Here is a 25704-nt window from a genome sequence, read left to right as displayed (position 1 = left end):
GGCAGTGGGAACTTTTTGTATGCCCGCGGGTCATAATTCTCGTAGCGATTGCTACACCCTGACGGCTCCCCCTTAGGCCGTCAACTCCGAGCAAGTCTCTTTCCCCAGAGACTCTAGGACTCCCGGTTGTCTGCACCCCTACGGACAACCGGGCTTTTTTTACTCGGTGCCCAAACGGATATCACGGGGCCTCGTCAATAAACTCTTCCTCGTCCTCTTCGTAGACACTGGTGTCAGTGAGCCAGGCATTGAGTACGGCTACCAGCTCATCGTGTCCTGTGTGTTTGAGAGCTGAAAACAGCTGCACACTCACCAGTTCGGCATGTGCCGCCAGACCCGACCGAACCTTCAGCAGGGTGTTTTTGGCGGGCCCCTTTTTGAGTTTATCGGCCTTGGTCAACAGAATATGAACAGGCATATTCGCAGCCAGCGCCCAATCCAGCATTTGTTGATCGAAAGGCTGCAGCGGATGGCGCACGTCCATCAGCAAAATCATGCCCCTCAGGCTCTCCCGCTTCGCCAGGTAGTTCTCTAACTGGCGGGTCCATTCCTCCTTGACGGCCCTGGGTACTTTGGCAAAGCCATAGCCCGGAAGGTCAACCAGTCGCTGTTGTTCCGACAGAGAGAAGAAGTTGATCAGCTGTGTGCGCCCCGGTGTCTTTGAGGTTCTGGCCAGCTTGTGATTTTTCGTTAAGCTGTTGATTGCGCTAGATTTTCCAGCGTTAGATCTGCCAGCAAATGCCACTTCCCAGCCACTGTCTTCGGGACACTGGGAGAGGCGACTGGCGCTGGTAAGAAACTGCGCGTCGCGGTATTTGGGTGCCGTTAAGGCCTGACTGTCCATAGCGCTAGATCGCCTTTTTCAGTGCCAGCAAGTCGTATATAATGCCACAGCTTTTTTCGCCTGATATCAATCGTTTGCGCAACTGTTTTGGTATTTCACCGAGGTCTATGATGAAGAAACTGTTGGTTTTGTCTCTCGCTATTTCCGCCGGCGCTGCATTTGCTGAGCCCGATATGGAGAAGTACAACAAGAGCTGCTCTGTGTGTCACACCACTGGTGCCGCTAACGCGCCTAAAACCGGCGACGCCGCAGCCTGGGAACCACGCCTGGCCAAGGGTATGGACGTGCTGGTGCAGTCGGTAAACAACGGCATGAACGCAATGCCACCCAAGGGTATGTGCTTCAATTGCACAGACGAAGACTACAAAGCCATGATCGAATATATGGCCAAGCCCGCTGAGTAAGCGGAAACACCGATTTAAACCTGGAACAACCATGAAGAAAGTATTGCTAGCGGCTGGCCTCGTACTAGGCTGCAGCCAAATTGCTATCGCCGCAGACGCCGGCCTCACCGGTGACGTTGCTGCGGGTAAGGATAAATCCGCGACCTGCGCAGCCTGCCACGGTGCAGATGGCAATAGCGCTGCACCCACGTTTCCAAAGCTGGCGGGGCAGGGTGCCAAGTACCTGTTCAAGCAGATGAAGGACATTCGCGACGGTGCTCGCCCGGTACCCACCATGGTGGGCCAGGTCGATAATATGTCCGATCAGGATCTGGCTGATATTGCGGCCTTCTATGCCAGCCAGGCGGGTTCTGGTGCCCAGGCGGACCCAGAACTTTTGGCGCTTGGCGAAAAGGTTTACCGCTCAGGTATTCTGGAGCGCAATGTTGCCGCGTGTACGGCCTGCCATTCACCCAACGGTAAAGGCAATGCGCCAGCTGGCTTCCCCGCATTGGCCGGCCAGCACCCGCAGTACATTGCGGATCAGCTACGCGCCTATCGCAAGGGCTATGAGGATGAAACCGGCAGAACCAATGACGGGGACATTATGATCATGCGCACTACAGCCTTCGGTCTCAGCGATCTTGAGATCGAAGCCGTGGCGAGCTACGCGGCCGGCCTGAAGTAAGGCGCCGCTATTAGCGAATAGGTGGCTGCGGCCACCTTTTTTTGTGCAAACCTAATTATCCCTGTGAACAGTGACGCCTTGTTGCTGTCCAAACACACAACAGACTGATCGGAGATTGCAATGTTGCAGCGATTTTCACTGACCCTGGTGCTGCTGCTCAGCGCCACTTTCGCGCTGGCTCAGGACGATAACTGGGTAGCCGGTACCCACTATGATGTTATTTCCCCGGCTATTCGAACCGTTAACCCTGACGCGATCGAAGTGACCGAGTTCTTCTGGTACGGCTGTGGCCACTGCTACAACTTTGAGCCCATGCTCGGTCAGTGGAAAAAGACACTGGGTGAGGACGTTACCTTCCAGGGCTCGCCCGCTGTGTGGAATGCACCCATGGAGTTACATGCGCGTGCGTACTACGCAGCGCAGGTGTTGGATGTGATGGACACCATGCACCCCGTGATCTTTCAAGCAATGAATGTGGATCGCCGTCGCCTGGCATCTGAGTCAGAGATTGCCGCCTTGTTCACCGCTAACGGCGTATCCGAGGAAGATTTCACCAAGGCATACAATTCTTTCGGTGTATCCAGCCAGGTACGCCAGGCTTCGGCCCGCGCCAAGGCTGCACAGATCACCGGCACGCCCGAGATGATGGTGAACGGGAAATACCGCATCAGCACCCGCAAGGCGGGGGGGCAGGCGAACATGTTGAAAATTGCGGACTTCCTGATTGCCAAGGAGCGCGCCGAAGCAGGTAGCTAAGGCTTGAAACTCCCAATAAAAAGGGCCGCTAATTGCGGCCCTTTTTTGTTACAACCCCAGCCATGTATGGCGACCAGTCACATACCACTGGTGTACTCGTCCAAGGCGGCCTTGCCGCTGGCGCGTATTTGCGTAAAGGCTTTACCGTATTCACCGAGCAGCTCGAGGCAGTAAGCCAGTCGTTTTTCAAAGTAGGCCTGGGCCTGCGCGTTGTTCTTCGCAGGATCTGCATTGAACACCGTGTCTACATAGCGAATGATTAAATGCTCGGGCAGGTAGCAGATTCGGTTGTTCTTATAGCTGCTCATACGCAGTTCGGCCACAGGATAAGAACCACCATCGGCCACCGAGACTGTGACGATCAACGCGGGTTTGTGAGCTAGCTCACCACCTGATGCCCACATCAGCAAAAAGTTTTTCAGTCCGGCGGGTGCCATGCCGTGCCACTCAGGGCTTACGATGACGAACGCATCACAGCCGTGCAGGGCCTCGCTCAGGGGTGCAAGTCGCTGCGACCAGTCTGGGTCGTCCGACCAGATGCCTTCTTCCCACAAAGGTAGAGGATTGCCCGCCAGGCTATAGAACCAGGTTTCGTCACAGTAAGCCTGGGCCAGCAAAGCCTGCTCAACGTGACGCGCAATCTTTTCACTTTCAGAATTCTGGCGGTGGCTGCCGCTGATAATGCCTATCTTCACGGGGTTCCTCGCTGTATCGCGATCAAATGGTGAGCCACTTTGGCACTGGCAGGTCACGGTTTTCCAGAAAAACGGGATTGAACAGCTTGCTCTGGTATCGGTTCCCGTAGTCACACAGGATGGTCACGATGGTATGACCAGGCCCGAGGTGTTCGGCCAGGCGAACGGCGCCGGCGATGTTGACGCCTGCAGAGCCTCCCAGGCAAAGACCTTCCTGCTCAAGCAGGTCGAATACGTAGGGTAGGGCCTCACGGTCGCTGATCTGGAAGGCAACATCGACCTTTGCTTCTGCAACATTGTCGGTGATGTGATTAACGCCTATTCCCTCGAGAATCGAACTTCCCTCACCCGGTTTCAGCTCTCCCTCGGTGAACCAGTCGTAGAGCGAAGCCCCGTCTGGGTCAGCAAGGCCGATAACGGTCGCCGGATTATGGGCCTTTAGCGCTGCTGATACACCGGCCAGCGTGCCCCCAGTACCCACGGCGCAGACGAACCCGTCCACCTTGCCATCGGTTTGTCGCCAAATCTCTTCGCCGGTGGTGTCCCGGTGTATGGCCATGTTGGCGAGATTGTCGAACTGCCTGGCCCATACGGCGCAGCCTTCTTTCTCGGCATACTGTTCCGCCAGGCGCTGGGCCCTATGGATGTAATGGTTGGGGTCTTTGTAGGAGGTTGCAGGTACGAGGTGAAGGTCGGCGCCCAGAAGCTCCAGCGAGTCGATCTTTTCCTTGCTCTGGGTAAGGGGCATAACAACAGAACACTTGTAGCCCAGCGCATTGGCGAGCAGCGTGAGCCCGATGCCGGTATTGCCTGCCGTGCCTTCGACGATGCGACCAGCCGGTTCCAGCATGCCACGGGCTTCGGCGTCCCGCAGGATGCCCAGTGCGGTGCGGTCTTTCACTGAACCGCCGGGGTTGAGAAATTCAGCTTTACCCAGAATGGTACAGCCGGTGCGCTCGGAGACCTCGCGCAGGTGAAGCAGGGGGGTGTTGCCGATCAGGGCGGTGACATCACTGGCGTACTGCAAGTGCCTTCCTCCAAGAGCTGGCAGCGCAGTATGCCATAGGCGGGGAGGCCGGTCAGGGCCTCCCCCCCGGTGCGTATCAGTCCTCGAACTTGAGCACCACTTTCCACCACAGCTTTGGAAACAGGGTGTGCCAGAGCATCAGGAACCAGGCCTCACCGGGGTAAATGGTTCCCTTGTTCTTGGCGACACCCTTTTCGATGGCATCGATGATCTTCTCGGGATCAGCCAGCCTGCCAGCCTCCTTGGATTCGATGATGCTGCCCGGGCTATCCGTGGCCAAGGTCTGGTCAATCAGAGGTGTGTTGACCGCAGGCGGGCACACCAGGTGCGTATGAATGTTGGTGTTTCGCAGCTCGTTTTCCAGCACTTCCATGTAGGTGTTTACCGCAGCTTTAGTCGCGCAGTAGGCGCCCATGTGAGGGACAGGTACCTCGCCGGCGATGGAGCCGAAGGCAATGATGCGCCCGCTGTTGCGCTCCATCATGCCGTCCAGAACCGCCCTGACCATATAAACCGTTCCGAAGTAGTTGATCTGGAACAGGCGTTCCATGCCCTCATGGGTCTCATCCACGAGCTTGTGGCTGGGCATCAGCGCCGCAGCATGTACCAGCAGGTCGACAGGCCCCAGATCAGCGATAACCTGAGCGACGGCCGCATTGACGCCCTCGGACTGACTGATGTCGCAGCGGTAGGCCTTGATTGTTGCGCTGTGGGTGGCTGTAGTGGCCATGCCGTCTTCATTAACGTCGAAAATGGCGACCTTGGCTCCGCGGTCTGCTAACCGCTTCGCTATGATCTGTCCCATTCCGCTGCCCCCGCCGGTGACAATGGCGACCTGGTTTTGCACGTCCTGCATCACTTATTCCTTATAGCTGTCTGTATGCATGAGATTCCTAGCCTTCCATGCTCTTGGGCAGTGGGCACTCTCGCAAGTCTCGATCCGGCCAGTTAAAGTTGCAGTTTTTCACCGGGAGCTGGGCTGTGAAGAAAGGACTATTGGTACTGGGTGTGTTGCTGGTTGTGGCGGGCATTGCGCTGAACCTGGTGGATTCCGAGCCACCTGAGCGCACCGCTGTGGCCGATCCCGAGACGCGTCGTACCACGCAGTACGGCGATGTGGTGGGCTATCAGTCGACGTCGAAAACCTTTGCCTGGGTGGGCATTCCCTATGCGGCGCCCCCAGTGGGAGAGCGGCGCTGGCGAGCCCCCGTGCCGGCCGAAGCCTGGGCAGAGCCGCTGGCAGCCATTCAGCATGGTCCGGTGTGCCCCCAGTTTGCCAGTGCACTTGCTGGCGCTACCGGCGCTGAGCCGGGCACCCTGATGGGTGACGAGGACTGTCTCACGCTGGATGTTTATGCCCCTGCAAACGCAGAGGGTTTGCCGGTGATGTTTTGGATTCACGGCGGTGGCAACAGCATCGGTACCGGCTCTACGTATGACGGCACGGCCCTGGCCGAGGAGCAGAGGGTGGTGGTGGTTTCCATTAACTACCGTCTGGGTGTGCTGGGCTGGTTAAGCCACCCCGCTTTCAGGGCCTTGGCAGACAACCCGCTCGACGCCTCGGGCAACTTCAGCAATCTGGATATGGTGCTGGCGCTGGAGTGGGTACGGGACAATATCTCGGCCTTTGGCGGCAACCCCCAAAACGTCACTATTTTCGGTGAATCCGCGGGCGGCAGGAATGTATTTGCCCTGCTGTCTAGCCCTTTGGCGAAGGGGTTGTTCCATCGTGCCATTGCCCAGAGCGGGTTGACCGGCACCAATACATTGCAGCGGGCAGAAAACTACCACGACGACCCAGAGCCGGGCTCAGGCTCCAGCAGCAGGGAGCTCACGGGGAAGTGGTTGCAAAGCACCGGTAGGGCAGAAGATGTTGGGTCCGCGCGCGCCTTACAGGACAGCTTCAGCGACCAGGAATGGCTAACCTTTGTGCGCTCGCTCTCCGTCGAGCAGCTGCTCGAGCCCTTGGCTGTGCCAGGCGGAATGTACCGCGCCCCGCAGCACTTCCGGGACGGGGCGGTGCTGCCCAAAGATTCGCTGCTGACGGTTTTTGCAGATCCAAAGCGCTGGAATCAGGTACCGCTTATCACGGGCACCAACTTGGATGAGGCCAAGCTATTCCTTGCCCTGGATTCAAATTATGTGAGCAATTGGCTGGGCTTCCTCCCACGGGTAGATGACCCCGAAAGCTACAACTGGATGTCTGCCTACATGAGCGACACCTGGAAGGCGCTGGCAGTGGATGAAGTCGCACAGACCATCGCGGCAACAGATGCCCGTGTGCCCGTGTACGGCTACCGCTTCGATTGGGACGAAGGCACCCAGAATGCATTGGTGGATTTACCCCTGCTACTGGGCGCGGCTCACGCGGTGGAGCTGGACTTCATTTGGGGGCCGATTATGGGAGAGATAGTTGCTGGCCTCTACAACGACGAGAACGCCCCCGGCCGCGCTTTCCTGACGCAGGCAATGCGCGGCTACTGGGGGCAGTTTGCGCGCAGTGGCGATCCCGGTAGCGGTAGCGATAACAGCCTGACTCCCTGGCAACCCTGGCAGGCTAATGATGGTGCTTTCATGGTGCTCGATACCGAGGCGGGTGGTGGTCTTCGCATGAGCACTGACCGGGTGATGGTGGACGATCTCAAACAGCGGTTGAAGTCGGATGCCAGGCTCGCCCAGGCCAGCGCTCGCTGTGCCATGTATGTCCGTCTGTTCTTGGACAATGGTGGGGTTGAAAACTTCTTCGACTCTCGCGAGTACGAGGCCTTGGAGTGTGCTGAGTTCCCGCCGTGGTCGCTGGCAGAGCGCACTAATTAGGACCCTGAGGCAAAGTTAGCACTCACTTCAAGACTCCGTATGATCCAGCGGTAGCCGTGTGCGATTCACCACACGGCGTAACTCAAAGCTGGATAGCACGCCGCTGACCCCCGGGATGCGGGTCAGCTTGCCCAGCAAAAATCCCTCGTAATAGGCCATATCTGGCACCACCGCCTTGATCAGATAGTCAGCGGCCTGCCCGGTCACTACGGCGCACTCGAGCACCTCAGGATAGGCCCTCACTTCTTCTTCAAAGGCCTCAAACCGGTCCGGCGTGTGTCGGTCCATGGTGATGCTGATCCAGGCTGTGAGCTTTAAGCCCAGCTGGTCCTGATTGAGGAGGGTAACGTGGCCGCGTACCAGCCCCGATGCTTCCAGCTGTCGCACCCGCCGGGAGCAGGGTGTAGGCGACAGTCCCACTTTATCGGCTAACTCGAGATTGCTGATGCGGCCGTTGTCCTGCATCACTTCCAGAATGCGCCGATCCAGTCTATCCAGCTTCATTTTGTATCACTATTGCTGCGTTGCATTACATCATTCACTAAATAATAGCGCATTAGTAGTGATATATCGCTGCATGGTGCATGAAATGAGAAGAATTTGCAGTTTTTATCTACGGCTTCGCCACTATACTTCGTAGCCCGGCCCGGTGTGGCCGTGTGTGCAGTCGCTCTGGTCAGATTACCCCGCTGATGAGAGTTCCGTGGTGCTTCACAAGAGCGCCAGCGCTGTTACGCACTATGCCCACCAGTCGCCGGCCAAATAATCAGGTGACACCATGACGGCTTTTGACCACAGCAAGTACCCCGCATTCAAACCTATCGCCATGAGCAACCGGCGGTGGCCGGACAAGACTCTGGACACAGCGCCAACCTGGTGCAGTGTCGATCTGCGCGACGGCAACCAGGCATTGATTGAGCCCATGACAGGCAGGCAGAAATCCCGCCTGTGGGACTTGCTGGTGAAGCTGGGCTTCAAGGAGATTGAGGTTGGGTTCCCTTCTGCGTCGGGTCATGACTTTGACTTTGTGCGTGAGCTGATCGACAACAATCGTATTCCCGAAGATGTCACCATCCAGGTACTGACCCAGGCACGGCCTGACCTCATCGAGAAAACCTTCGAGGCCTTGAAAGGGGTGCGCAGAGCCATTGTGCACGTGTACAACTCCACATCTACCGTTCAGCGGGAACAGGTGTTTGGCCTTGATAGAGAAGGCATTATCGATATCGCCGTGAAGGGCGCCAAGCTGGTTCAGGACTGTGCAGCGCGCTATCCCGAAACTGAGTGGGTGTTCGAGTACTCGCCCGAGAGCTTCACGGGAACTGAGCTCGATTTCGCGGTTGAGGTGTGCAATGCAGTAACTGCAGTTTGGCAGCCCACACCAGAGCGGCCGGCCATTATCAACTTGCCGGCCACGGTGGAAATGAGCACGCCGAATGTCTACGCCGATCAGATCGAGTGGTTCTGCGACCGAGTGGAGCGCCGCGAGAGCCTGTTGATCTCCCTGCATACCCACAATGACCGCGGCTGCGCTGTCGCGGCCGCTGAGCTGGGGGTGCTGGCTGGCGCTGACAGGGTCGAGGGTACCCTGATGGGTAACGGCGAGCGCACTGGCAATATGGATATCGTGACCATGGCGATGAACCTCTATAGCCAGGGCGTCGACCCCATGCTGGACCTGTCCAATATGGACGAAATCATCCAAACCTGTAAGGAATGTACCCAACTGCCGTTGCACCCGCGCCACCCCTACGCAGGTGAATTGGTGTTTACCGCATTCTCTGGCAGCCATCAGGATGCTATCAAGAAGTGCCTGGCGCGACGGGATGAGACTTCACCCTGGGAGGTTGCCTACCTGCCCATCGATCCAGCGGACATTGGCCGCTCCTACGAAGAAGTTATCCGTATTAACAGCCAGTCTGGTAAAGGTGGAATCGCATACGTGCTGGAGCGGACCCATGGCCTGGTGCTGCCGCGGTGGTTACAGATTGATTTCAGTCGTGCGGTGCAGGCCTATGCCGAGGCCTCTGAGGCCGAGGTTGAACCCGATGCTATCTATGATCTGTTTGAGAAAACCTACTTGCACGACCAGGGACGCTGGTGCCTGGGCGATTACCAGGTCAGTCGCGCCGACGGCGCAGATCGCCTCACTGCCTCTTTGAACGAAGGGCAGTCCAGCCATACGCTGAATGGTGAGGGCTCCGGCGTGGTGGCCTCATTTGTGGATGCCATGCAGCGCTTCATGGGGCGCAAAATCGTCCTGGTGGAATACAGCGAGCATGCGCTCAGCCAAAGCGCCGATGCGGAAGCGGTGTGCTACATCCAGTTGAATATCGAGGGTGAACGTTACTGCGGCGTTGGTCGCAGTCACGACATTGTTCAAGCGTCGCTGGACGGCATTCTGGGCGCCATCAATAAGGCCGCGGCAACGCAAGCGATCGAAGCGGCCTGACAGCGCGGGCGGTGCCTAACTGAAGCGCCGTCTCAATAGGGGTGGCGATGAAAGTACTCATTCGCCGCTGCCTTCACCCTGGCAGCCAGATACAAGGTTGAGACCATGGTGGGAATGGCCATGATCCCGTAAGACCCGGAGATCAGGTTGAACACCACATCGATACTGACGCAGGCGCCGAACACGATTGTTGCCAGGAAGTACCATTTGTAGTGGTGTTGAATCTGCGCGCCGAACAAAAAGCCGAAACACTTTGCCCCGTAATACCAGCCCGCGAACATCGTCGTGCTGCTGAGTATGAGCGCGACAATGGACAGCAGTATCAGACCCGGCGTACCCAACTGCGCCTTAAAGGCATTGGCGGTTAGCACGACGCCAGAGAGGTCGCCGGGGTTTTCCCACGTGCCCGCCAACAGGATCACAATGGCCGTGCAGGTGCATACAATGAGCGTGTCCGCCACGGGCCCCAGCATGGCGACCAGACCTTCCCGCACCGGCTCATTGGTTTTGGCGGCGCCATGAGCCATGACTTCAGTGCCGAGACCCGCTTCGTTAGAGAAAACGCCTCGACTCACGCCAATTAGCACCACGCCCAGAAACCCACCGACAGCGGCGTCTGGCGAGAAAGCGTTATGCACGATACTGGCGAGAATCCCTGGCACCTTCTCCAGATTCGAACCGATCATGATGAGGGTCATGCCCAAGTAGATAGCGACCATCAGTGGCAGCAGCGCCACAGCCACTTTGGCGACGCGCTGCAGACCCCCGAAAACGACCAGGCCCACAATGGTTGCCATTGCTAGGCCTATCATGAAATTACCCAGCAGCGGATCGCCACCGATATCGATGTTCTCTCGAATCATGGCCGTCAGTTGGTTAGCCTGAAACATGGGCAGGGTGCCGATCAGGCCCGCCAGGGAGAATACGATCGCCAGCGGATAAAAAGCGCGTGGCAGGGCCTCGCGAATGACGTACTGCGGCCCGCCCTGCAATTGGCCCAAGCTGTCTTTGCCGCGGTACATGATGCCCAAGGTGCAGGTAAAGAATTTTGTGGCTATCCCGACAAGTGCCGACATCCACATCCAGAAAACGGCGCCGGGACCGCCGGCGACAATCGCAAGTGCCACACCTGCCATGTTTCCCAGGCCCATCGTGCCTGACAGTGCTGCGGCCAGCGCCTGGGCGTGGCTGAGCTCACCTGGCTGGTCAGGGGTGTCATGTTTGCCCAGCATAATGCCAACGGCATGACCGAAATGACGATAGGGTAGCAGACGGGAATAGATCGCAAAGAACAAGCCGCCGCCTAACAGGAGCACCACCAAAGGTGTGCCCCAAACGGCATTCACAAATTGGATTGAGAGTTGTTCCAGCTGCTCCATAAGGGCGCTTCTCTGAAAAGCGCAGCAGCATAGCACAGGGTGTTCTGGCATCTGCCGTTTCGGTGGTTTTGCACCGCGCTGCCACAGGCATGATAATTCAGCGCAATCCTCCCAAGGTGCAGCCCGCTCTAGTTATGACAACCGTAGAAATCCCCACCATTGATGACGTGAGGGCCGCCGCAAACCGAATTTCCGATGCGGTGCACTTCACCCCCGTGTTGTCCAGCCAACGATTGTCAGACGCGGCGGGCACTGAGGTCATGTTCAAATCCGAGCACCTCCAGAAGGCCGGTGCTTTTAAGGCCAGAGGCGCCTGTAATGCGGTTTTGGGGCTGGATGACGAAACGGCTGCCAGAGGGGTTGCTACGCATTCGTCCGGCAACCACGGAGCGGCGCTGGCCATGGCGGCTTCCAACCGGGGTATTACTGCGCATATTGTGATGCCATCTAATGCGCCGACGGTTAAGCGTGATGCCGTGCAGTCTTATGGGGGCCTGGTGATTGAGTGCGAGCCAAACTTGGAGGCGCGGGAGACAACGCTTGCCCGGGTGGTGGCGCAGACCGGTGCGCACATCGTACCGCCTTATGACGATGCGCGGGTGATTGCCGGGCAGGGCACGGTGGGCATGGAGATACTGGAGCAGGTGCCGGATGTAGAAGCTCTGGCGATACCTGTGGGTGGTGGAGGTCTTCTGGGTGGTGTTGCTCTTGCGGTAAAAACCCTCAAGCCCTCGGTGACCGTTGTTGCTGTTGAGCCCGCCGGTGCCGATGATGCATTCCGCTCCTTTGGTTTGGGGCGTATTATTCCGCAGACTAGCCCAAACACCATCGCCGATGGATTGCTGACGTCTCTGGGCGAGCGTAACTTTGCATTGATGCAACAGTTCGTTGATACGGTAGTGACTGTCAGTGATGAGGCGATCGTCGCTGCGATGCGCTTGCAATGGTCGCGGATGAAGCAGGTTATCGAACCCTCGGGCGCGGTGAGCTATGCGGGCATTTTGGAGCACCCGGAGCAGTTCCGGGGCCGCAAAACGGTCGCTGTCGTCTCAGGTGGTAATCTCGATTTGAATAAACTTCCCTGGTAACTGCGCGATGAATCCACTGCCGTTCCACCTGGCCCTACCCGTCGATGACCTTGAAAAGGCCGCAGCGTTTTACGGTGATCTGCTCGAGTGTGAGCAGGGCCGACGAGCAGACCGCTGGATAGACTACAACTTCTGGGGGCATCAGTTGGTGGTGCATAAGGTGGCTCCTGAATTGCTACCGCCTGTGGCCCACAATCCCGTGGATGATGAAGAAGTGCCCGCCTCGCACTTTGGCGCAGTGTTGGCGTGGACGGATTTCGATGCTCTGGTAGCAAGGCTGAGGCGCGCGGAGGTTGATTTTGTGATTGAGCCCACCACGCGCTTTGCTGGGCGGAGAGGGGAACAGCGCACTTTCTTTGTGAGTGACCCTGCCGGGAATCACCTTGAATTCAAGTGTTTCCGTAACCCAGAGATGCCGTTTGCGACTGATGGTCTGGACTACCCGTGATGCTAGCCACGCCGGACTTTCTCGGAGTTTGAGCGCATGAAGCGCGTGCTCGGAGAGCGGATTGCGGGCGACCTTGTCGCCAGTGGCGTCAGCGCTGTTGCAAGCTCGCCGGAAGAAATGCGCCGGGACAGGCGCGCCAATCTTCACATTCTGTTCCTGCTTGCGGTTATTCTTGCGCCTTTGGCTTACCGTCACTGGAGCACGGGAGAGTGGTTGCCTGCGGCTGCGGCTCTGGTGCTCTCTGCGGTATTCGTGGCCAATCTCTGGATGATCCTTCGCCGTCGCAGCGGTTTTCTGTCTCCCCCAACCGTTCTATTACTCACTATTCCTCTGGTTATTCTCTCGGTGATGTTTGGGCAGGAATACAGCCTGTTCTGGATGTATCCGTTGATGGTGGCTGTGCCGAGTATTCTGAGAACCGGGGCGGGGATGTGGCTGGGTGCACCCTGCCTGATGGTCGTGATTCCTGCGGTGTTTTTGGAGTTTGAAACCGGCATGGCGCTCATCATGTTGGTGAGCATGATCCACACGCTGTTGGTCAGCTGGTGGCTGATGCGTGCAGTGAACCAACAGTCGTCCCGCTACCGTAACCTTGTTATTCACGATGCCTTAACCGGTGCCAAAAACCGACGACATTTCGAGGAGGAGCTCGCCAGTGCGTTTTCGCTGTGGCAGCGGCATAAGCGAATTAGCGCGCTGATTATGCTGGACGTTGATCATTTCAAGGCCGTCAACGACGAGCTGGGCCATGCAGCGGGTGACGAAGTCCTTAAAGCGCTGGTGGCACTGATTCAGGAACGAATTCGCGGTGCAGACACCGTATTTCGCTATGGCGGTGAAGAGTTTGCGATTCTGTTGCCCGAAACCACGGTAAGCCGGGCGTTAGTGCTGGCGAATGAGCTGCGCGACCGGGTAAAGACTTCGCATATGCTGCCAGAGCGTCGAGTGACGATTAGTCTGGGTGTCTGCGACCCCAGCGTTGCCGAATCGGCGGACGATTGGCTGCGACAGGCGGATGCCGCACTGTACAGGGCCAAGGCGGCCGGCCGTGATCGCGCTCAGCAAGTGGCGTCGTTGGTACAGCTGCCCGAGCCTTTAGGCGACGCACTGCCGATTTGGCGTTGAGGATTGAGCACTATGAAACCATCACTGATTCGCCTGACAACGGTGGCAGTTCTGGCACTGTTTATCAGTGCCTGCAGCAGTACCACATTTTTCTATAACCGATTGGACTTCCTGATTCCCTGGTATCTAGACCGTTATGTGGATCTGGATCGGGAGCAAGATCGCTTCCTCGACCGACAGCTGGCGCCATTCCTAGCGTGGCACCGGGAAGAGGAACTGCCGCGCTACCTCACCCTGTTGGAAGAGACGGAGCAGGCATTGGATGAGCCGGTAACTGCGCAGATGATTGAAGACCTGTCGCTGTCAGTAGAGGCTGCCTACGAGCGCGTTGAGGTACGCGGGCTGGAGTGGATGATCTCACTGGGCGAGCAACTCAGCGACGAGCAGCTCGCGGAGTTTATTGACGAGCTGCGCGAGCGCCAACTCAAGTACGAGAAAAAGTACCTTGAGCGCAGTGATGCGAAATACTACGAAGATGCCTACGAAAACCTGCGAGACAACCTTCAGGACTACATGGGCAGGCTAAGCAGCGAGCAAAAATCCGACATCGAAGCCAGAGTCGCGGCGCTGCAGCGCTCGGACGCCATCTGGTTGGAGGAACGTGCACTGTGGATCGACCGATTGGAGCGTATCCTGAAGCGCCAGTCGGGTTGGCAGGATGAGGTGCGCCGCGCCATTGATGCCCGGGAGGACAGCGTATCACCGGAGTATCAGGCGATTTACGACAATAACTTCCGCGTAATTTCCAGCGCTACAGCGGCTGTTTTGGAGAGTCGTACAGAGAAGCAAGACGCAAGGCTGCGCCGGGAGATCGCTGATCTACGCAGCGATCTAGAGCTCCTGATCCAGCAAGGTCAGGCGCAGCGCGACGCGCTCAAAGGCCAATCTGGCTGAGATCCCTCACCGCACCTTTGTCTGCACTGGTGGCCAGCTTGGCGTAAACCTTCAGCGCAGGACTGACCTTGCGCGGCCGTTGCTCGACGGGTTGCCAGGGTTTATCACTGGTCTCCATAGCAGCGCGTCGCTGAGCCAGTTCTTCATCACTGACATCTACATTGATGCTTCGCTCGGGGATATTGATATGGATGGTATCGCCGTGCTCCACCAGCGCGATCGCACCACCCGCCGCCGCCTCCGGGGATGCGTGGCCGATAGACAGACCGGAGGTGCCGCCTGAGAAGCGCCCGTCGGTCAGTAAGGCACATACCTTGCCCAAGCCTTTGGATTTCAGGTAGCTGGTGGGGTAGAGCATCTCCTGCATGCCGGGGCCGCCGCGCGGCCCCTCGTAGCGAATAACCACCACGTCGCCGGCTTTCACCTTGTCGGCCAGAATATCTTCCACCGCTCTTTCCTGACTTTCGCACACGTAGGCTTTGCCGGTAAAAACGTGGATGTCTTCGTCCACGCCAGAGGTCTTAACGACGCAGCCATCCTCGGCAATGTTGCCAAACAGCACGGCCAGGCCACCTTCCTGCGAGTAGGCATGCTCCAGATTGCGAATACAGCCCTGCTCCCTATCGATGTCCAGTGTTGGCCAGCGCGTCGACTGGCTAAACGCGGTTTGCGTAGGAATGCCGGCGGGACCCGCGCTGTAAAGGCTGTGTACGTCCTTGTCGTTGCTTTGCGCAATGTCCCACTTCGCAAGGGCTTCGCCCATGGTTTTGCTGTGCACCGTGGGGCAGTCATCGTGCAGCAGACCCGCACGGTTCAGCTCTCCCAGAATACCCATCACTCCGCCGGCGCGGTGCACATCTTCCATGTGGTATTTGGGTGTGTTGGGCGCCACTTTACACAGCTGTGGCACGCGACGGGACAGCCTGTCGATATCCGCCACGGTGAAGTCCAGCTCCGCTTCTTTGGCCGCTGCCAGCAGATGCAGAATGGTATTGGTTGAACCGCCCATCGCAATATCCAGTGCCATGGCGTTCTCAAAAGCATTAAAGCTACCAATGTTGCGCGGCAGCACGGAGGCGTCATCGCCTTCGTAGTATCGCTTGGCCAGATCAACCACCAGGCGACCTGCACGCAGGAACAGTTGCTCGCGATCCGAGTGAGTGGCCAGGGTGGAGCCGTTCCCCGGCAGGCTAAGTCCCAGCGCCTCGGTGAGACAGTTCATTGAGTTCGCTGTGAACATGCCGGAGCAGGAGCCGCAGGTAGGGCAGGCAGAGCGCTCGTATTCTGCGACCGTCTCGTCGTCCACATCGCTGTCGGCGGCGATGACCATCGCATCGACCAGGTCCAGCTTGTGTTCAGAGAGCTTGGTTTTGCCCGCTTCCATGGGGCCTCCAGAAACGAATACCACGGGGATGTTCAGTCGCATGGCGGCGTTCAGCATCCCGGGGGTGATCTTGTCGCAATTGGATATGCACACCATGGCGTCCGCGCAATGGGCATTCACCATGTACTCGACCGAGTCGGAGATAATGTCGCGCGAGGGCAGACTGTAGAGCATGCCGTCATGGCCCATGGCGATACCGTCATCGACCGCAATGGTGTTGAACTCTTTGGCCACACCGCCGGATTTCTCGATCTCCCTGGCAACCAGCTGTCCCAGATCCTTGAGGTGAACGTGTCCGGGTACGAACTGGGTGAAGGAGTTCACCACCGCAATAATCGGCTTATTGAAGTCGTCGTCTTTCATGCCCGTGGCACGCCACAGTGCGCGGGCGCCAGCCATGTTGCGGCCGTGTGTGGTGGTTCTGGAGCGATATTCTGGCATGACAAACCTCTACAAAGACGAGCGCAGCCTTACCTGTGGACTGCGGCAGCGCAGCATAGCAAAAAATGGGGTTGGCTTAATCTGGCGAAAAGCCGGTTTTTCCGAGCCTCTGGCGCGGCTAAACCGTTAGTTTCTTGAACAGCACCTTGGAGTTGCGCTGCAAGTTGTACAGCGCGTTACGCTGACCGGGCAGCGCCTTGCGCGTGCTCTCCTCGAAACCTTGCTCGATAAACCAGTGGGCGGTTTGCGTGGTGAGCACAAATACTGCGTCCAGGCCTTGGCGCCGTGCCTCGCGTTCCAACTCGTTGAGCAATCGCAGGCCCCGCTCACCCCCTCGATACTCTGGATCCGTGACGATGCAGGCCAGCTCCCCACAGTTATCCTCATCGAAGGGATAAAGTGCGGCGCAGGCAATAATGCGTCCGTCTCGTTCCAATATCCGGAACTGACGGATCTCTGCTTCCAACAGTTCCCGTGAGCGCTTCAGCAATACGCCTGACTGTTCTAGCGGCTCGATCAGCTCGAGAATACCGCCGATGTCATCAATGGAAGCCACGCGAGATTGTTCATAAGAATCACTGGCGATCAGGGTGCCGGAGCCATCATGGGTGAATAGCTCCTCTAACAGCGCGCAGTCATCCTTGTAGCTGATGATCTGGCAGCGACTGACACCCGACAAACAGGCTCGGCTTGCTGTTGCCAACAATCCGGCCTGTTCCTCATTCGCCAAAGCCATTCCCTGGGCTTCCCCAACGGAACATTGGCGCAGCAGTTCTCCGTTCTCACCGGTGATGCCGTCGGCTTCCCCGAAGAGGATGAGCTTGTCCGCCTCGATGGCCGCTGCGGTGTGCACCGCGATGTCGTCCAGGCTGAGATTGAATACCTCACCTGTGGGTGAGTAGCCCAGAGGTGACAGCAGTACGATGGCACCCGCATCCAATTGTGCTGAAATAGCCTTGCGGTCCACGCGACGAATGCGCCCCGTGAGCTGGTGGTCAACGCCGTCGACCACGCCGATGGGTTGTGCTGCGATGTTGTTGCCGGAGGCTACCTGAATGCGTGAGCCCTGCATGGGTGAGTTGGGCAGGCCCATAGAGAGCATGGCTTCAACCTGGATACGTATTGCGCCCACCGCATCCTTCACATGCACAATGCTATCTGCATCGGTAATGCGTACACCGTTGTGTATGTGCTGTGTCAATCCAGCGGCTTGCAGCCGCTGCGCTATCTGAGGCCGCGCCCCCACCAGAATCACCAGGCGAATCCCTAGGCTGTTGAGCAGGGCGATGTCGTGGATGATATTGGGGAAGTTTGCGTCGCGCGCAGCCTCTCCCCCCAACATCAGCACAAAGGTCTTGCCTCGGTGTGCATTGATGTAGGGCGCGGTATTCCTGAACCAGCGAATATGCCGACGGCCTTCGGTGGGCACGGTACTCTCTCAGTGCATTAAATGGCCGCTAAGGGTACCCAATAATGCGGTACTCCCACCAGTGGGAATAATGCACAGGCGGCTTGCTAGCCGAAGATACCCTTGAAGATAAAGAAGAACAGGATCGCCAGGCCTGCACCGGCGGGGAGGGTGATAATCCACGACATAAAGATGGAGCCCACGGTGCGCAGGTTAAGTGCGGCGATGCCTCGTGCAATGCCCACGCCCAGCACAGCACCCACCAGCGTGTGGGTGGTGGAAATGGGTAGGCCCGTCGCCGAGGCGATGACAACGGTAGAGGCGGCGCCCAGCTCGGCCGCGAAGCCACGACTGGGTGTCAGCTCTGTGATTTTGCGGCCGATAGTTGCAATGACCTTCCAGCCGTAGGTAGCCAAACCGATCACGATGCCCAGTGCACCGGTAAGCAGAATCCACCAGGGCATGGCGGATTTTGCCGCGATCTCTCCGCCGCTCTGTACCGTAGCGGCAATGGCTGCCAGTGGCCCTACGGCGTTGGCCACGTCGTTGGAGCCGTGGGCGAATGCCATGGCACAGGCGGTGAAAATCATCAGGATGGCGAAGACCCGCTCGACACTGGCAAAGCGGTTGTTTTCGTCTTGAACTTCTTTGACGCGCCGCAGCATCAGCATGCCCAGACCGGCAACGACCAGGCCGATAGCCGCGGAGATGGGGATCGCATTGGCGAACTTGGAGCCCAGCCCCAGGTCCAGGTCCAGACCGATGTGCTTAAGACCCTTAAGCAGAGTCACCATGGAGATCATGAATCCCACCATCCACATATAGATGGGGATGAACCGTTTGGCCCGGTGGAAGGGGTCGTCAGTGTCCAGAATGAGCACTTTCACGCTCATGAAGAGGCCGAAGGAAATGGTGCCGGCGAGCACGGGCGAAACCACCCAGCTGGCGGCGATGGTACCCACCTGCTCCCAGTGCACGGACTCAACCGAGATGCCTACCGCAGCGAAACCCACGATGGCGCCCACGATGGAATGGGTCGTCGATACTGGCCAGCCCTTCATGCTGGCAATCAATAGCCAGGTACCCGCGGCCAGCAGGGCGGACATCATCCCGTAAACCATAAGCTCGGGTGTGTCCGACAGGGCATCGGCATCGATGATGCCCTTGCGTATAGTAGAAGTTACCTCGCCTCCAGCTAGGTAGGCGCCCATGAACTCAAAGATCATGGCCACCAGAATGGCTTGCTTGATAGTGAGTGCGCGTGAGCCCACAGAGGTGCCCATGGCATTGGCCACGTCATTGGCGCCGATTCCCCAGGCCATGAAGAAGCCGAAGGCGCAGGCCATGATCACGAAGATCGGACCGTACTGGGCAATGATGTCCATTTAAGGGAGCTCCCTAGCGCGCAATAATGATTTGAAGTCGGTCGCCGACGGACTCCGACACATCAGCCAAGTCCGATATTAGTGCCAGAACCCTGTAAAGGAACATCGTATCGATGGGCGGCAGCTCTGATTCCATCCGGAACAGAATGCGGCGAACCTTGGCGGCCGTTCTATCGCACTTCGCCTCCGTACGATCAAGATCCTTCAGCATTTTTTCTACGCGCCTTACCTCGCGTCCGGTAAAACCCACTTCCAGGAGTTCATCCAGCTCCTGAATAGCGCCGAGGCACTGGTCCACCGCTGACAGGCATGCGTCGAGAAACTCCGTTAGTGGTTCCTGCAGTTTTGCGGGAAAGGTCATCTCCCGGCCCATTACCAGCACGCCGATGTCCTTGGCCACGTTGGCAACTTTGTCCTGGGTGGATACCAATTCCAGCAGATCGCCCCGGGGTACCGGAAGGAACAGCGAGCGCGGCAGGTTCTGGCGGATCTTGCGCTTGAGTTTATCCGCAGCGGCCTCTGAGGCCTGTATCTGCTTGTTGACCTCTTTGGCGCGCTTCCAGTCACCATCAATGCTGGCCTCAATCAGCTGTGGAAGCAGGCAGGCCGCTTCATTGGCCAGCTGCATGTGTTCCTGAATTGGACCTATGGGCGACTTACCGAAGAGTCGCTCCAGAGGATTGCCACCTGCCATCGGATACCCTCGTTGCTTGAGCGCGCAGTATAGGTATTTGCAGCGCCTCTGTCATAGTCTGAATGTCGGGTTTTGCGGCCCATGCCTGTGCTAGCATGAGGGCATAATTGAAGCCACGGCCGGAGGCCATTTCCACCCATGGCAGTGTCACCCGATGTGTTCACCAGCGAGGCCAGGCTGACCCTTCCAGGGCTGGTCGAGCAACTTTGCAATGACGGCAGAATCACCGAGGAAGAGCGCAAGCGCGTTAGCAAGACGGCGGTAGGCAGTGTGCATCCGTTGGTATTCCTTGCAGAGCAAAAGCTGCCGGATGCGGCTCGCTCAGGAGCGGTGCTGGATATGGATGCCTTGCTGGGTTGGCTGTCGCAGCAAACCGGCCAAGCCGTGTACGACATAGACCCGCTCAAGATCAATGTCAGCGCAGTTTCCGAAGTCATGTCGCAGGCATTCGCACAGCGGCATCGCATTCTTGCCGTCGAAGTTAGCGATCAGGACGTAGTAATTGCGTCTGCTGAACCCTATGTCCGTGGCTGGGAGTCCAACCTGGAGCACGTGCTGCGCCGCCCCATCCGGCGTGTGATCTCCGACCCCCGGGCTCTGGTGCGCCATACGGCCGAGTTTTACACCATGGCGGGGTCTGTTCGTGGTGCGCACAGTGGCAGTAAACCGGAGGCTGTGGCCGGTATAGGCAATCTGGAGCAAATGCTCGAGCTTGGCTCCATGAAGGAGCCGGATGCCAACGACCAGCATATTGTGAGCGTGGTGGATTGGCTGCTGCAGTACGCGTTCGAACAACGCGCCAGTGACATCCATATCGAGCCGCGGCGGGAAATTGGACATGTGCGCTTCCGGATAGACGGCGTGCTGCACAGTGTTTACGAACTGCCGCAACAGGTCTGCGCGGCAGTTACCAGCCGCATAAAAATTCTCGGGCGAATGGATGTTGCCGAGAAGCGCCGGCCGCAGGACGGTCGACTGAAAACGCGAACCCCCGAAGGCGACGAAGTCGAGCTACGTCTGGCCACACTGCCAACGGCCTTTGGTGAAAAGCTGGTGATGCGGATTTTTGATCCCGATGTGTTGCAAAAGAGTTTTGAACAGCTGGGCCTGGCGGACGATGACCTGGCTCGCTGGCACCAGATGACCGGCGCAGGCAATGGCATTGTGCTGGTTACCGGCCCCACGGGCTCGGGTAAGACCACCACGCTGTATTCAACCTTGCGCGAACTGGCCACGGACGAGGTTAACGTTTGCACCATTGAAGACCCCATCGAAATGGTAGAAGGCGCCTTCAACCAGATGCAGGTCAATCATAGCATCGACCTGGATTTCTCGGCGGGTGTGCGGGCACTCATGCGTCAGGACCCCGACATCATTATGGTTGGCGAGATTCGCGATCTGGAAACCGCCAATATGGCAGTGCAGGCGGCCCTCACTGGACACCTGGTGCTGTCGACGCTACACACCAATGACTCCCCCAGCTCGGTGTCACGCTTGCTGGAACTAGGGGTGCCACCGTATCTGATCAAGGCGACGGTTCGCGGCGTGATGTCCCAGCGCCTGGTGCGGATACTCTGCGAGAAATGTAAATCCTGGGAAGCGCCCGAACCCGAAGCCTGGCAGCAGCTGGTAGCGCCTTGGAAAGTGCGTATGCCCGAGAAGATTGCCCGCCCAGTGGGTTGTCGCGCCTGTCGCGACACGGGCTACATGGGCCGTCAGGGGATTTACGAGGTGCTGGTGAATACACCAGCGGTGCAGGATGAAATCAAACCTCACATGGATACCGCCCGCGTGCGCACCCTGGCCATGAAAGAGGGCATGAAAACCCTACGCCTCAGTGGTGCCATGCGTGTTGCTCGAGGGCAGACCACCATCGAAGAGGTGCTGCGTGTGGCACCTGTGCTCGATGGTTAACACTGGATAGCCCGCTGTGACAGAACCCGATGTCGCAGGCCTTGCGCCGGCGCTTGCCGACAATGCGCAAGCGGTCTGGGCCAGCATTATGGAACGCGCCGATACTGAAACGGCAGCGGCGCTCCAGCAGGCGCTAGCAGCCACGGATCTCGCCCGGGAGTGTGGTCGTGCACTGGCGTGCAGCCGTTTTGTCGCAGAGCAGGCCCGCCGCAACCCCGCTACATTCTCCGCGCTGCTCAATAGCGGTGATCTTGCACATTCATTGACTGCGAAGCAGTACGCGCAGCGCCTTGCGGAAGCGCTGGATGAGCCGACTGCCGATCCTATGGCCGTGCTGCGCCGGTTTCGTAATCGGGAAATGCTGCGCATTGTCTGGCGCGATTTCTGCCGCAGCGCCGATACCCGAGAGACGATTGCTGACACCTCCGCGCTGGCTGATACCTGTATTGCGGCAGCCCAGTCCCTGGCGATGGCGCAGTTGCAGGCCCGGCATGGGATACCGAGAGGGCGTAGTGACGGCGCTGAACAGAATCTGGTGGTGCTGGCGATGGGGAAGCTGGGAGCGGCTGAGCTCAATGTGTCCTCTGACATAGACCTGATCTTCGCATTCCCCGAAGCCGGTGAGACGGACCACCCCGATAAGCCCCTGAGTAATGAGGAGTTCTTTACCCGGCTGGGGCGCGCCATTATCAAGCTCCTCGATCAACCTACAGCCGATGGGTTTGTGTTTCGCGTGGATATGCGCCTCAGGCCCTACGGCGAGAGCGGCGCGCTAGTACATAACTTCACCGCTTTGGAGGAGTACTACCAGGATCAGGGCCGGGACTGGGAGCGCTATGCCATGATCAAGGCGCGCCCCGTGACCGGTGGTGAGGCCAACGGTCAGACGCTGATGAGTGCCTTGCGGCCTTTTGTTTATCGGCGTTACGTCGACTTCGGGGTGATCGAAAGTCTGCGCAGCATGAAGCAGATGATTCAGACCGAGGTGCGCCGTAAGGGCTTGCAGGACAATGTCAAACTCGGCAGCGGTGGTATTCGCGATGTGGAGTTTATTGCCCAGTGCCTGCAGCTGATCCGTGGCGGTCGCGATACTGCACTGCAGCGGCGTGAGCTACTGCCGGTACTGGACGAATGTGAGCGCCTGGGCAGCCTGCCGCCGGGTGTTGCAAAAGTGCTGCGCGATGCCTATTTGTTCCTGCGCGATAGCGAGCATGCCATTCAGGGCTTTGACGACAGGCAAAGCCAAACTTTGCCCGGCGATGAGTTGCCGCGGCTGGCAATGGCTACGCTGATGGGCTGCGACAGCTGGGATGATTATTTGTCAGTTCTTGAGTCGCACCGTGAGCGCGTAGCGCAGCACTTCTCGGAGTTGATTGCGGAGCCTGGGGCCGACGCGCCGGAGGATGCCGAAGAGCTCTTGCCCTGGGATGCAAGTCTGGATGCGGCCATGTTAGCCAAGGCCGGCTACCGTCAGTCTGAAGATACCCTGGCGCGTCTGGATACCCTGCGTGAGAGTCGCAAGCTGCTGTCGCTGCAAAGCGAGGGCAGGGAAAGGTTGCATGCGTTCATGCCGAGGTTTTTGAAGGCCTGCCTGGACAGTGAAGACCCGGACCGCACCCTGGCGCGGCTATTGCCGCTGGTGACAGCGGTGGTCCGTCGCAGCGCGTACCTCGCTCTCCTGCTGGAAAACCCCAGAGCCCTGCAGCAGCTGGTGTTGTTAGGCAGTGCTTCTCCCTGGATAGCCACGCAGTTGGAACGAAGCCCGGTGCTGCTGGATGAGTTGCTCGATAGTGCCAGCCTGTACTCCGCGCCCGATCGGGAGGCGCTGGAGAATGAACTGCAGCAGCAAGTGCTTCGCCTGCCCATTGACGACCTGGAGGCGCAGATGGATGCGCTTCGTTATTTCAAGGCGTCGCATGTGTTGAGAGTGGCCGCCAGCGAACTGGGTGGTCAGCTTCCGTTGATGCAGGTCAGCGATAAGCTCACCTTTCTTGCTGAGGTAATACTGGGGCAGGTGATTGCGATCGCCTGGGCTGATCTGGTGGCCAAATATGGAGAACCTGATCGACAAGGTGACGGTTACGGTTTTGCCATCTTTGGCTACGGCAAACTGGGGGGCATTGAGCTGGGGCACGGGTCAGACCTGGATTTGGTCTTTGTGCAGGACTCCGCATCCCAGGGGGTGACATCTGGCCCCCGCCAGATTGATAACGTGATGTTCTATACCCGCCTGGGTCAGCGCATCATCCATATTTTGGAAACCCGTATGATGCTGGGACAGCTGTATGAGGTTGATATGCGGCTGCGCCCCTCGGGGGCCTCGGGGATGCTGGTAACGACCTGCGAAGGCTTTCGCAGCTACCAGTCAGACTCCGCCTGGACCTGGGAGCATCAGGCATTGGTTCGTGCCCGCTTTGTGGCCGGTGATGCCACGGTCGCCGCGCGTGTCGACGAGGTGCGCCGTGACGTCTTGTGCCGTGAGCGCGATCTGGAGGCGCTGCGCCATGAAGTGCTCGCCATGCGCAGTCGCATGCGTGAACACCTGCTCCCAGCTCGCTGTAAGGCGGGCGACCTGTTTCATCTGAAACAGGGTGAGGGCGGTATCGTTGATATTGAATTTATGGTGCAATACGCGGTGCTCGCGTGGGCCTATCAAGTGCCTGAGCTGGTGCGCTGGTCAGACAACGTTAGGCTGCTGGAAACCCTGGCGCAAAAAAGCCTCTTCGACCCTGCAGATTGCGAACTTCTGACGGAGGCCTACTTGGCATACCGCTCGGCGTCGCATCAATTGGCGCTGCAACAGATTGAGGGCGTGGTGCCTGCGAATGAGTTCGTACCACAACGCGAGGCCGTGCGACGCTGCTGGGATACCTTGTTGTGCCACGGAATTGCTGGCGGCAACGACGACAAAGAATTGAATGGAGAAACACATGAGCCTGGCTGATCGTGATGGAGTCATCTGGCTGGATGGTGAAATGGTGCCCTGGCGCGATGCCAAGGTACACGTACTGACACACACGCTGCACTACGGTCTGGGTGTGTTTGAGGGCGTGCGTGCATATCACACCGAAGACCGGGGCAGCTGCATCTTCAGGCTGAAGGAACACACCGATCGTCTGTTCAATTCGGCACATATCCTGGCCATGGACATGCCCTACGATAAAGAGACCATCAATGAGGCTCAGCGTGCGGTGGTTCGCGAGAATGGTTTGAGCGAAGCTTACCTCCGTCCCATGTGCTTTTACGGTTCCGAGGGCATGGGCCTGCGCGCAGATAATCTGCGCACGCACGTAATGGTAGCCGCATGGGAGTGGCCCTCTTACATGGACCCCGATGCGCGCGATCGCGGCATCAAGGTTCGCACCTCAAGTTATACCCGCCATCACGTCAACATCACCATGTGTAAGGCCAAGGCGAACGGCAACTACATCAACTCGATGTTGGCACTGCGCGAAGCCTTGGACAGTGGCGCCGAAGAAGCGCTGTTGCTGGACAATGAAGGCTATGTGGCAGAGGGCAGTGGCGAGAACGTTTTCGTCGTGCGTGACAACCGCATCTATACGCCTGACCTGACTTCCTGCCTCGACGGCATCACGCGGCGCACTATCTTCAGTCTGGCGGAAGAGCTCGGGTATCGCATCGAGGAAAAGCGCATTACCCGGGATGAGGTCTACGTTGCCGATGAGGCCTTCTTTACTGGCACCGCGGCCGAGGTAGTGCCGATCAGGGAACTGGACGGGCGCACCATTGGCAGTGGTTCCCGCGGCCCGATTACCGAGCAACTGCAGACCATGTACTTCGACAGCGTGCGTGGCAACCGGCCGCAAAACCCCCAGTGGCTGGACCCCGTAGCCTGAGAGCAGGCGTCCCGGGACGGGCGGT

Annotated in this window: 22 protein-coding genes; 12 read left to right on the top strand and 10 right to left on the bottom strand. The window is 58.3% G+C overall.

All coding sequences use genetic code 11. The features are described from left to right. Nucleotides 1-181: 181 nt before the first annotated feature. Entirely contained in the window at nucleotides 182-844 is a 663-nt protein-coding gene (gene yihA / locus IE089_RS10145; protein WP_189477704.1) for a ribosome biogenesis GTP-binding protein YihA/YsxC, read from the bottom strand. Nucleotides 845-951: 107 nt separating this feature from the next. On the opposite strand from yihA, the gene IE089_RS10140 reads away from it, so the two are divergent. The 3 genes from IE089_RS10140 (at nucleotide 952) to IE089_RS10130 (ending at nucleotide 2671) form a co-directional block, all read left to right on the top strand. Next, complete coding sequence (locus IE089_RS10140; RefSeq protein WP_373294721.1) at nucleotides 952-1248, top strand: c-type cytochrome; 297 nt, start codon at nucleotides 952-954, stop codon at nucleotides 1246-1248. A gap of 31 nt (nucleotides 1249-1279) precedes the next feature. Then, entirely contained in the window at nucleotides 1280-1915 is a 636-nt protein-coding gene (locus IE089_RS10135) for a c-type cytochrome (protein ID WP_189477703.1), read from the top strand. A 120-nt stretch (nucleotides 1916-2035) separates the two neighbouring features. Continuing rightward, nucleotides 2036-2671 (top strand): thiol:disulfide interchange protein DsbA/DsbL, encoded by a 636-nt coding sequence (locus IE089_RS10130; protein ID WP_189477702.1) that lies wholly within the window; start codon nucleotides 2036-2038, stop codon nucleotides 2669-2671. Between the two features lie 77 nt (nucleotides 2672-2748). Here the strand turns inward: IE089_RS10130 and IE089_RS10125 are convergent, their stop codons facing one another. The 3 genes from IE089_RS10125 to IE089_RS10115 all read right to left on the bottom strand — a co-directional run bounded on the left by IE089_RS10125 (nucleotide 2749) and on the right by IE089_RS10115 (nucleotide 5249). Beyond that, complete coding sequence (locus IE089_RS10125) at nucleotides 2749-3366, bottom strand: NADPH-dependent FMN reductase (protein WP_189477701.1); 618 nt, start codon at nucleotides 3364-3366, stop codon at nucleotides 2749-2751. A gap of 22 nt (nucleotides 3367-3388) precedes the next feature. Then, nucleotides 3389-4393 (bottom strand): cysteine synthase A, encoded by a 1005-nt coding sequence (locus tag IE089_RS10120; protein ID WP_189477700.1) that lies wholly within the window; start codon nucleotides 4391-4393, stop codon nucleotides 3389-3391. A 76-nt stretch (nucleotides 4394-4469) separates the two neighbouring features. Beyond that, nucleotides 4470-5249 carry an SDR family NAD(P)-dependent oxidoreductase gene (locus IE089_RS10115; protein ID WP_189477699.1) on the bottom strand — a complete coding sequence of 260 codons (780 nt, stop codon included), beginning with the start codon at nucleotides 5247-5249 and terminating at the stop codon, nucleotides 4470-4472. A 125-nt stretch (nucleotides 5250-5374) separates the two neighbouring features. Between IE089_RS10115 and IE089_RS10110 the strand changes: the two genes are divergently transcribed. Next, the gene (locus IE089_RS10110; protein ID WP_189477698.1) at nucleotides 5375-7210 is read left to right on the top strand and encodes a carboxylesterase/lipase family protein; all 1836 of its coding nucleotides are present in this window, start codon (nucleotides 5375-5377) and stop codon (nucleotides 7208-7210) included. Between the two features lie 27 nt (nucleotides 7211-7237). On the opposite strand, the gene IE089_RS10105 is transcribed toward IE089_RS10110, so the two are convergent. Then, the gene (locus IE089_RS10105; RefSeq protein WP_189477697.1) at nucleotides 7238-7714 is read right to left on the bottom strand and encodes an Lrp/AsnC family transcriptional regulator; all 477 of its coding nucleotides are present in this window, start codon (nucleotides 7712-7714) and stop codon (nucleotides 7238-7240) included. Between the two features lie 274 nt (nucleotides 7715-7988). On the opposite strand from IE089_RS10105, the gene leuA reads away from it, so the two are divergent. Further along, the gene (gene leuA, locus IE089_RS10100) at nucleotides 7989-9662 is read left to right on the top strand and encodes a 2-isopropylmalate synthase (protein WP_189477696.1); all 1674 of its coding nucleotides are present in this window, start codon (nucleotides 7989-7991) and stop codon (nucleotides 9660-9662) included. Between the two features lie 32 nt (nucleotides 9663-9694). Here the strand turns inward: leuA and IE089_RS10095 are convergent, their stop codons facing one another. Further along, nucleotides 9695-11041 carry an alanine/glycine:cation symporter family protein gene (locus IE089_RS10095; protein WP_189477695.1) on the bottom strand — a complete coding sequence of 449 codons (1347 nt, stop codon included), beginning with the start codon at nucleotides 11039-11041 and terminating at the stop codon, nucleotides 9695-9697. A 134-nt stretch (nucleotides 11042-11175) separates the two neighbouring features. Here IE089_RS10095 and IE089_RS10090 point away from each other — a divergent pair, with 134 nt between their 5' ends. The 4 genes from IE089_RS10090 to IE089_RS10075 are packed head-to-tail and all read left to right on the top strand — an operon-like array spanning nucleotide 11176 to nucleotide 14596. Then, nucleotides 11176-12129 (top strand): pyridoxal-phosphate dependent enzyme, encoded by a 954-nt coding sequence (locus tag IE089_RS10090; RefSeq protein ID WP_189477694.1) that lies wholly within the window; start codon nucleotides 11176-11178, stop codon nucleotides 12127-12129. A 7-nt stretch (nucleotides 12130-12136) separates the two neighbouring features. Continuing rightward, nucleotides 12137-12577: a VOC family protein gene (locus IE089_RS10085; RefSeq protein WP_189477693.1), complete on the top strand. Its 441-nt coding sequence runs from the start codon at nucleotides 12137-12139 to the stop codon at nucleotides 12575-12577. Nucleotides 12578-12613: 36 nt separating this feature from the next. After that, nucleotides 12614-13702, top strand: a complete 1089-nt coding sequence (locus IE089_RS10080) for a GGDEF domain-containing protein (RefSeq protein WP_189477692.1) — start codon at nucleotides 12614-12616, stop codon at nucleotides 13700-13702. A 12-nt stretch (nucleotides 13703-13714) separates the two neighbouring features. After that, on the top strand, nucleotides 13715-14596 hold the full coding sequence (locus IE089_RS10075) for a DUF6279 family lipoprotein (RefSeq protein ID WP_189477691.1): 882 nt from the start codon (nucleotides 13715-13717) through the stop codon (nucleotides 14594-14596). Here the strand turns inward: IE089_RS10075 and ilvD are convergent. The 4 genes from ilvD to IE089_RS10055 all read right to left on the bottom strand — a co-directional run bounded on the left by ilvD (nucleotide 14577) and on the right by IE089_RS10055 (nucleotide 19908). After that, nucleotides 14577-16421 (bottom strand): dihydroxy-acid dehydratase, encoded by a 1845-nt coding sequence (gene ilvD, locus IE089_RS10070; protein WP_189477690.1) that lies wholly within the window; start codon nucleotides 16419-16421, stop codon nucleotides 14577-14579. The genes IE089_RS10075 and ilvD overlap by 20 nt on opposite strands. 118 nt (nucleotides 16422-16539) lie before the next feature. Next, on the bottom strand, nucleotides 16540-17850 hold the full coding sequence (gene argA / locus IE089_RS10065; protein ID WP_189477689.1) for an amino-acid N-acetyltransferase: 1311 nt from the start codon (nucleotides 17848-17850) through the stop codon (nucleotides 16540-16542). Between the two features lie 86 nt (nucleotides 17851-17936). Further along, a complete protein-coding gene (locus IE089_RS10060) occupies nucleotides 17937-19214 on the bottom strand; it encodes an inorganic phosphate transporter (RefSeq protein WP_189477688.1) in 1278 nt (425 codons plus the stop codon). 13 nt (nucleotides 19215-19227) lie between these two features. Then, complete coding sequence (locus tag IE089_RS10055) at nucleotides 19228-19908, bottom strand: TIGR00153 family protein (protein WP_189477687.1); 681 nt, start codon at nucleotides 19906-19908, stop codon at nucleotides 19228-19230. 138 nt (nucleotides 19909-20046) lie between these two features. On the opposite strand from IE089_RS10055, the gene tfpB reads away from it, so the two are divergent. Genes tfpB through IE089_RS10040 form a run of 3 tightly spaced genes read left to right on the top strand, consistent with a single transcriptional unit; the run spans nucleotide 20047 to nucleotide 25679 of the window. Then, entirely contained in the window at nucleotides 20047-21822 is a 1776-nt protein-coding gene (gene tfpB, locus IE089_RS10050) for a type IV pilus assembly ATPase TfpB (RefSeq protein ID WP_189477686.1), read from the top strand. A 16-nt stretch (nucleotides 21823-21838) separates the two neighbouring features. Next, on the top strand, nucleotides 21839-24766 hold the full coding sequence (gene glnE, locus IE089_RS10045; RefSeq protein WP_229802706.1) for a bifunctional [glutamate--ammonia ligase]-adenylyl-L-tyrosine phosphorylase/[glutamate--ammonia-ligase] adenylyltransferase: 2928 nt from the start codon (nucleotides 21839-21841) through the stop codon (nucleotides 24764-24766). Beyond that, a complete protein-coding gene (locus tag IE089_RS10040; RefSeq protein WP_189477685.1) occupies nucleotides 24753-25679 on the top strand; it encodes a branched-chain amino acid transaminase in 927 nt (308 codons plus the stop codon). The genes glnE and IE089_RS10040 overlap by 14 nt, the downstream gene beginning before the upstream one ends. The last annotated feature ends 25 nt before the right edge of the window (nucleotides 25680-25704 follow it).

The sequence above is a fragment of the Parahalioglobus pacificus genome (assembly GCF_014652275.1).
GTDB lineage: Bacteria > Pseudomonadota > Gammaproteobacteria > Pseudomonadales > Halieaceae > Parahalioglobus > Parahalioglobus pacificus.
Note: the sequence above shows the minus strand (reverse complement) of the source record. Positions and strands in the feature narration are given on the sequence as shown.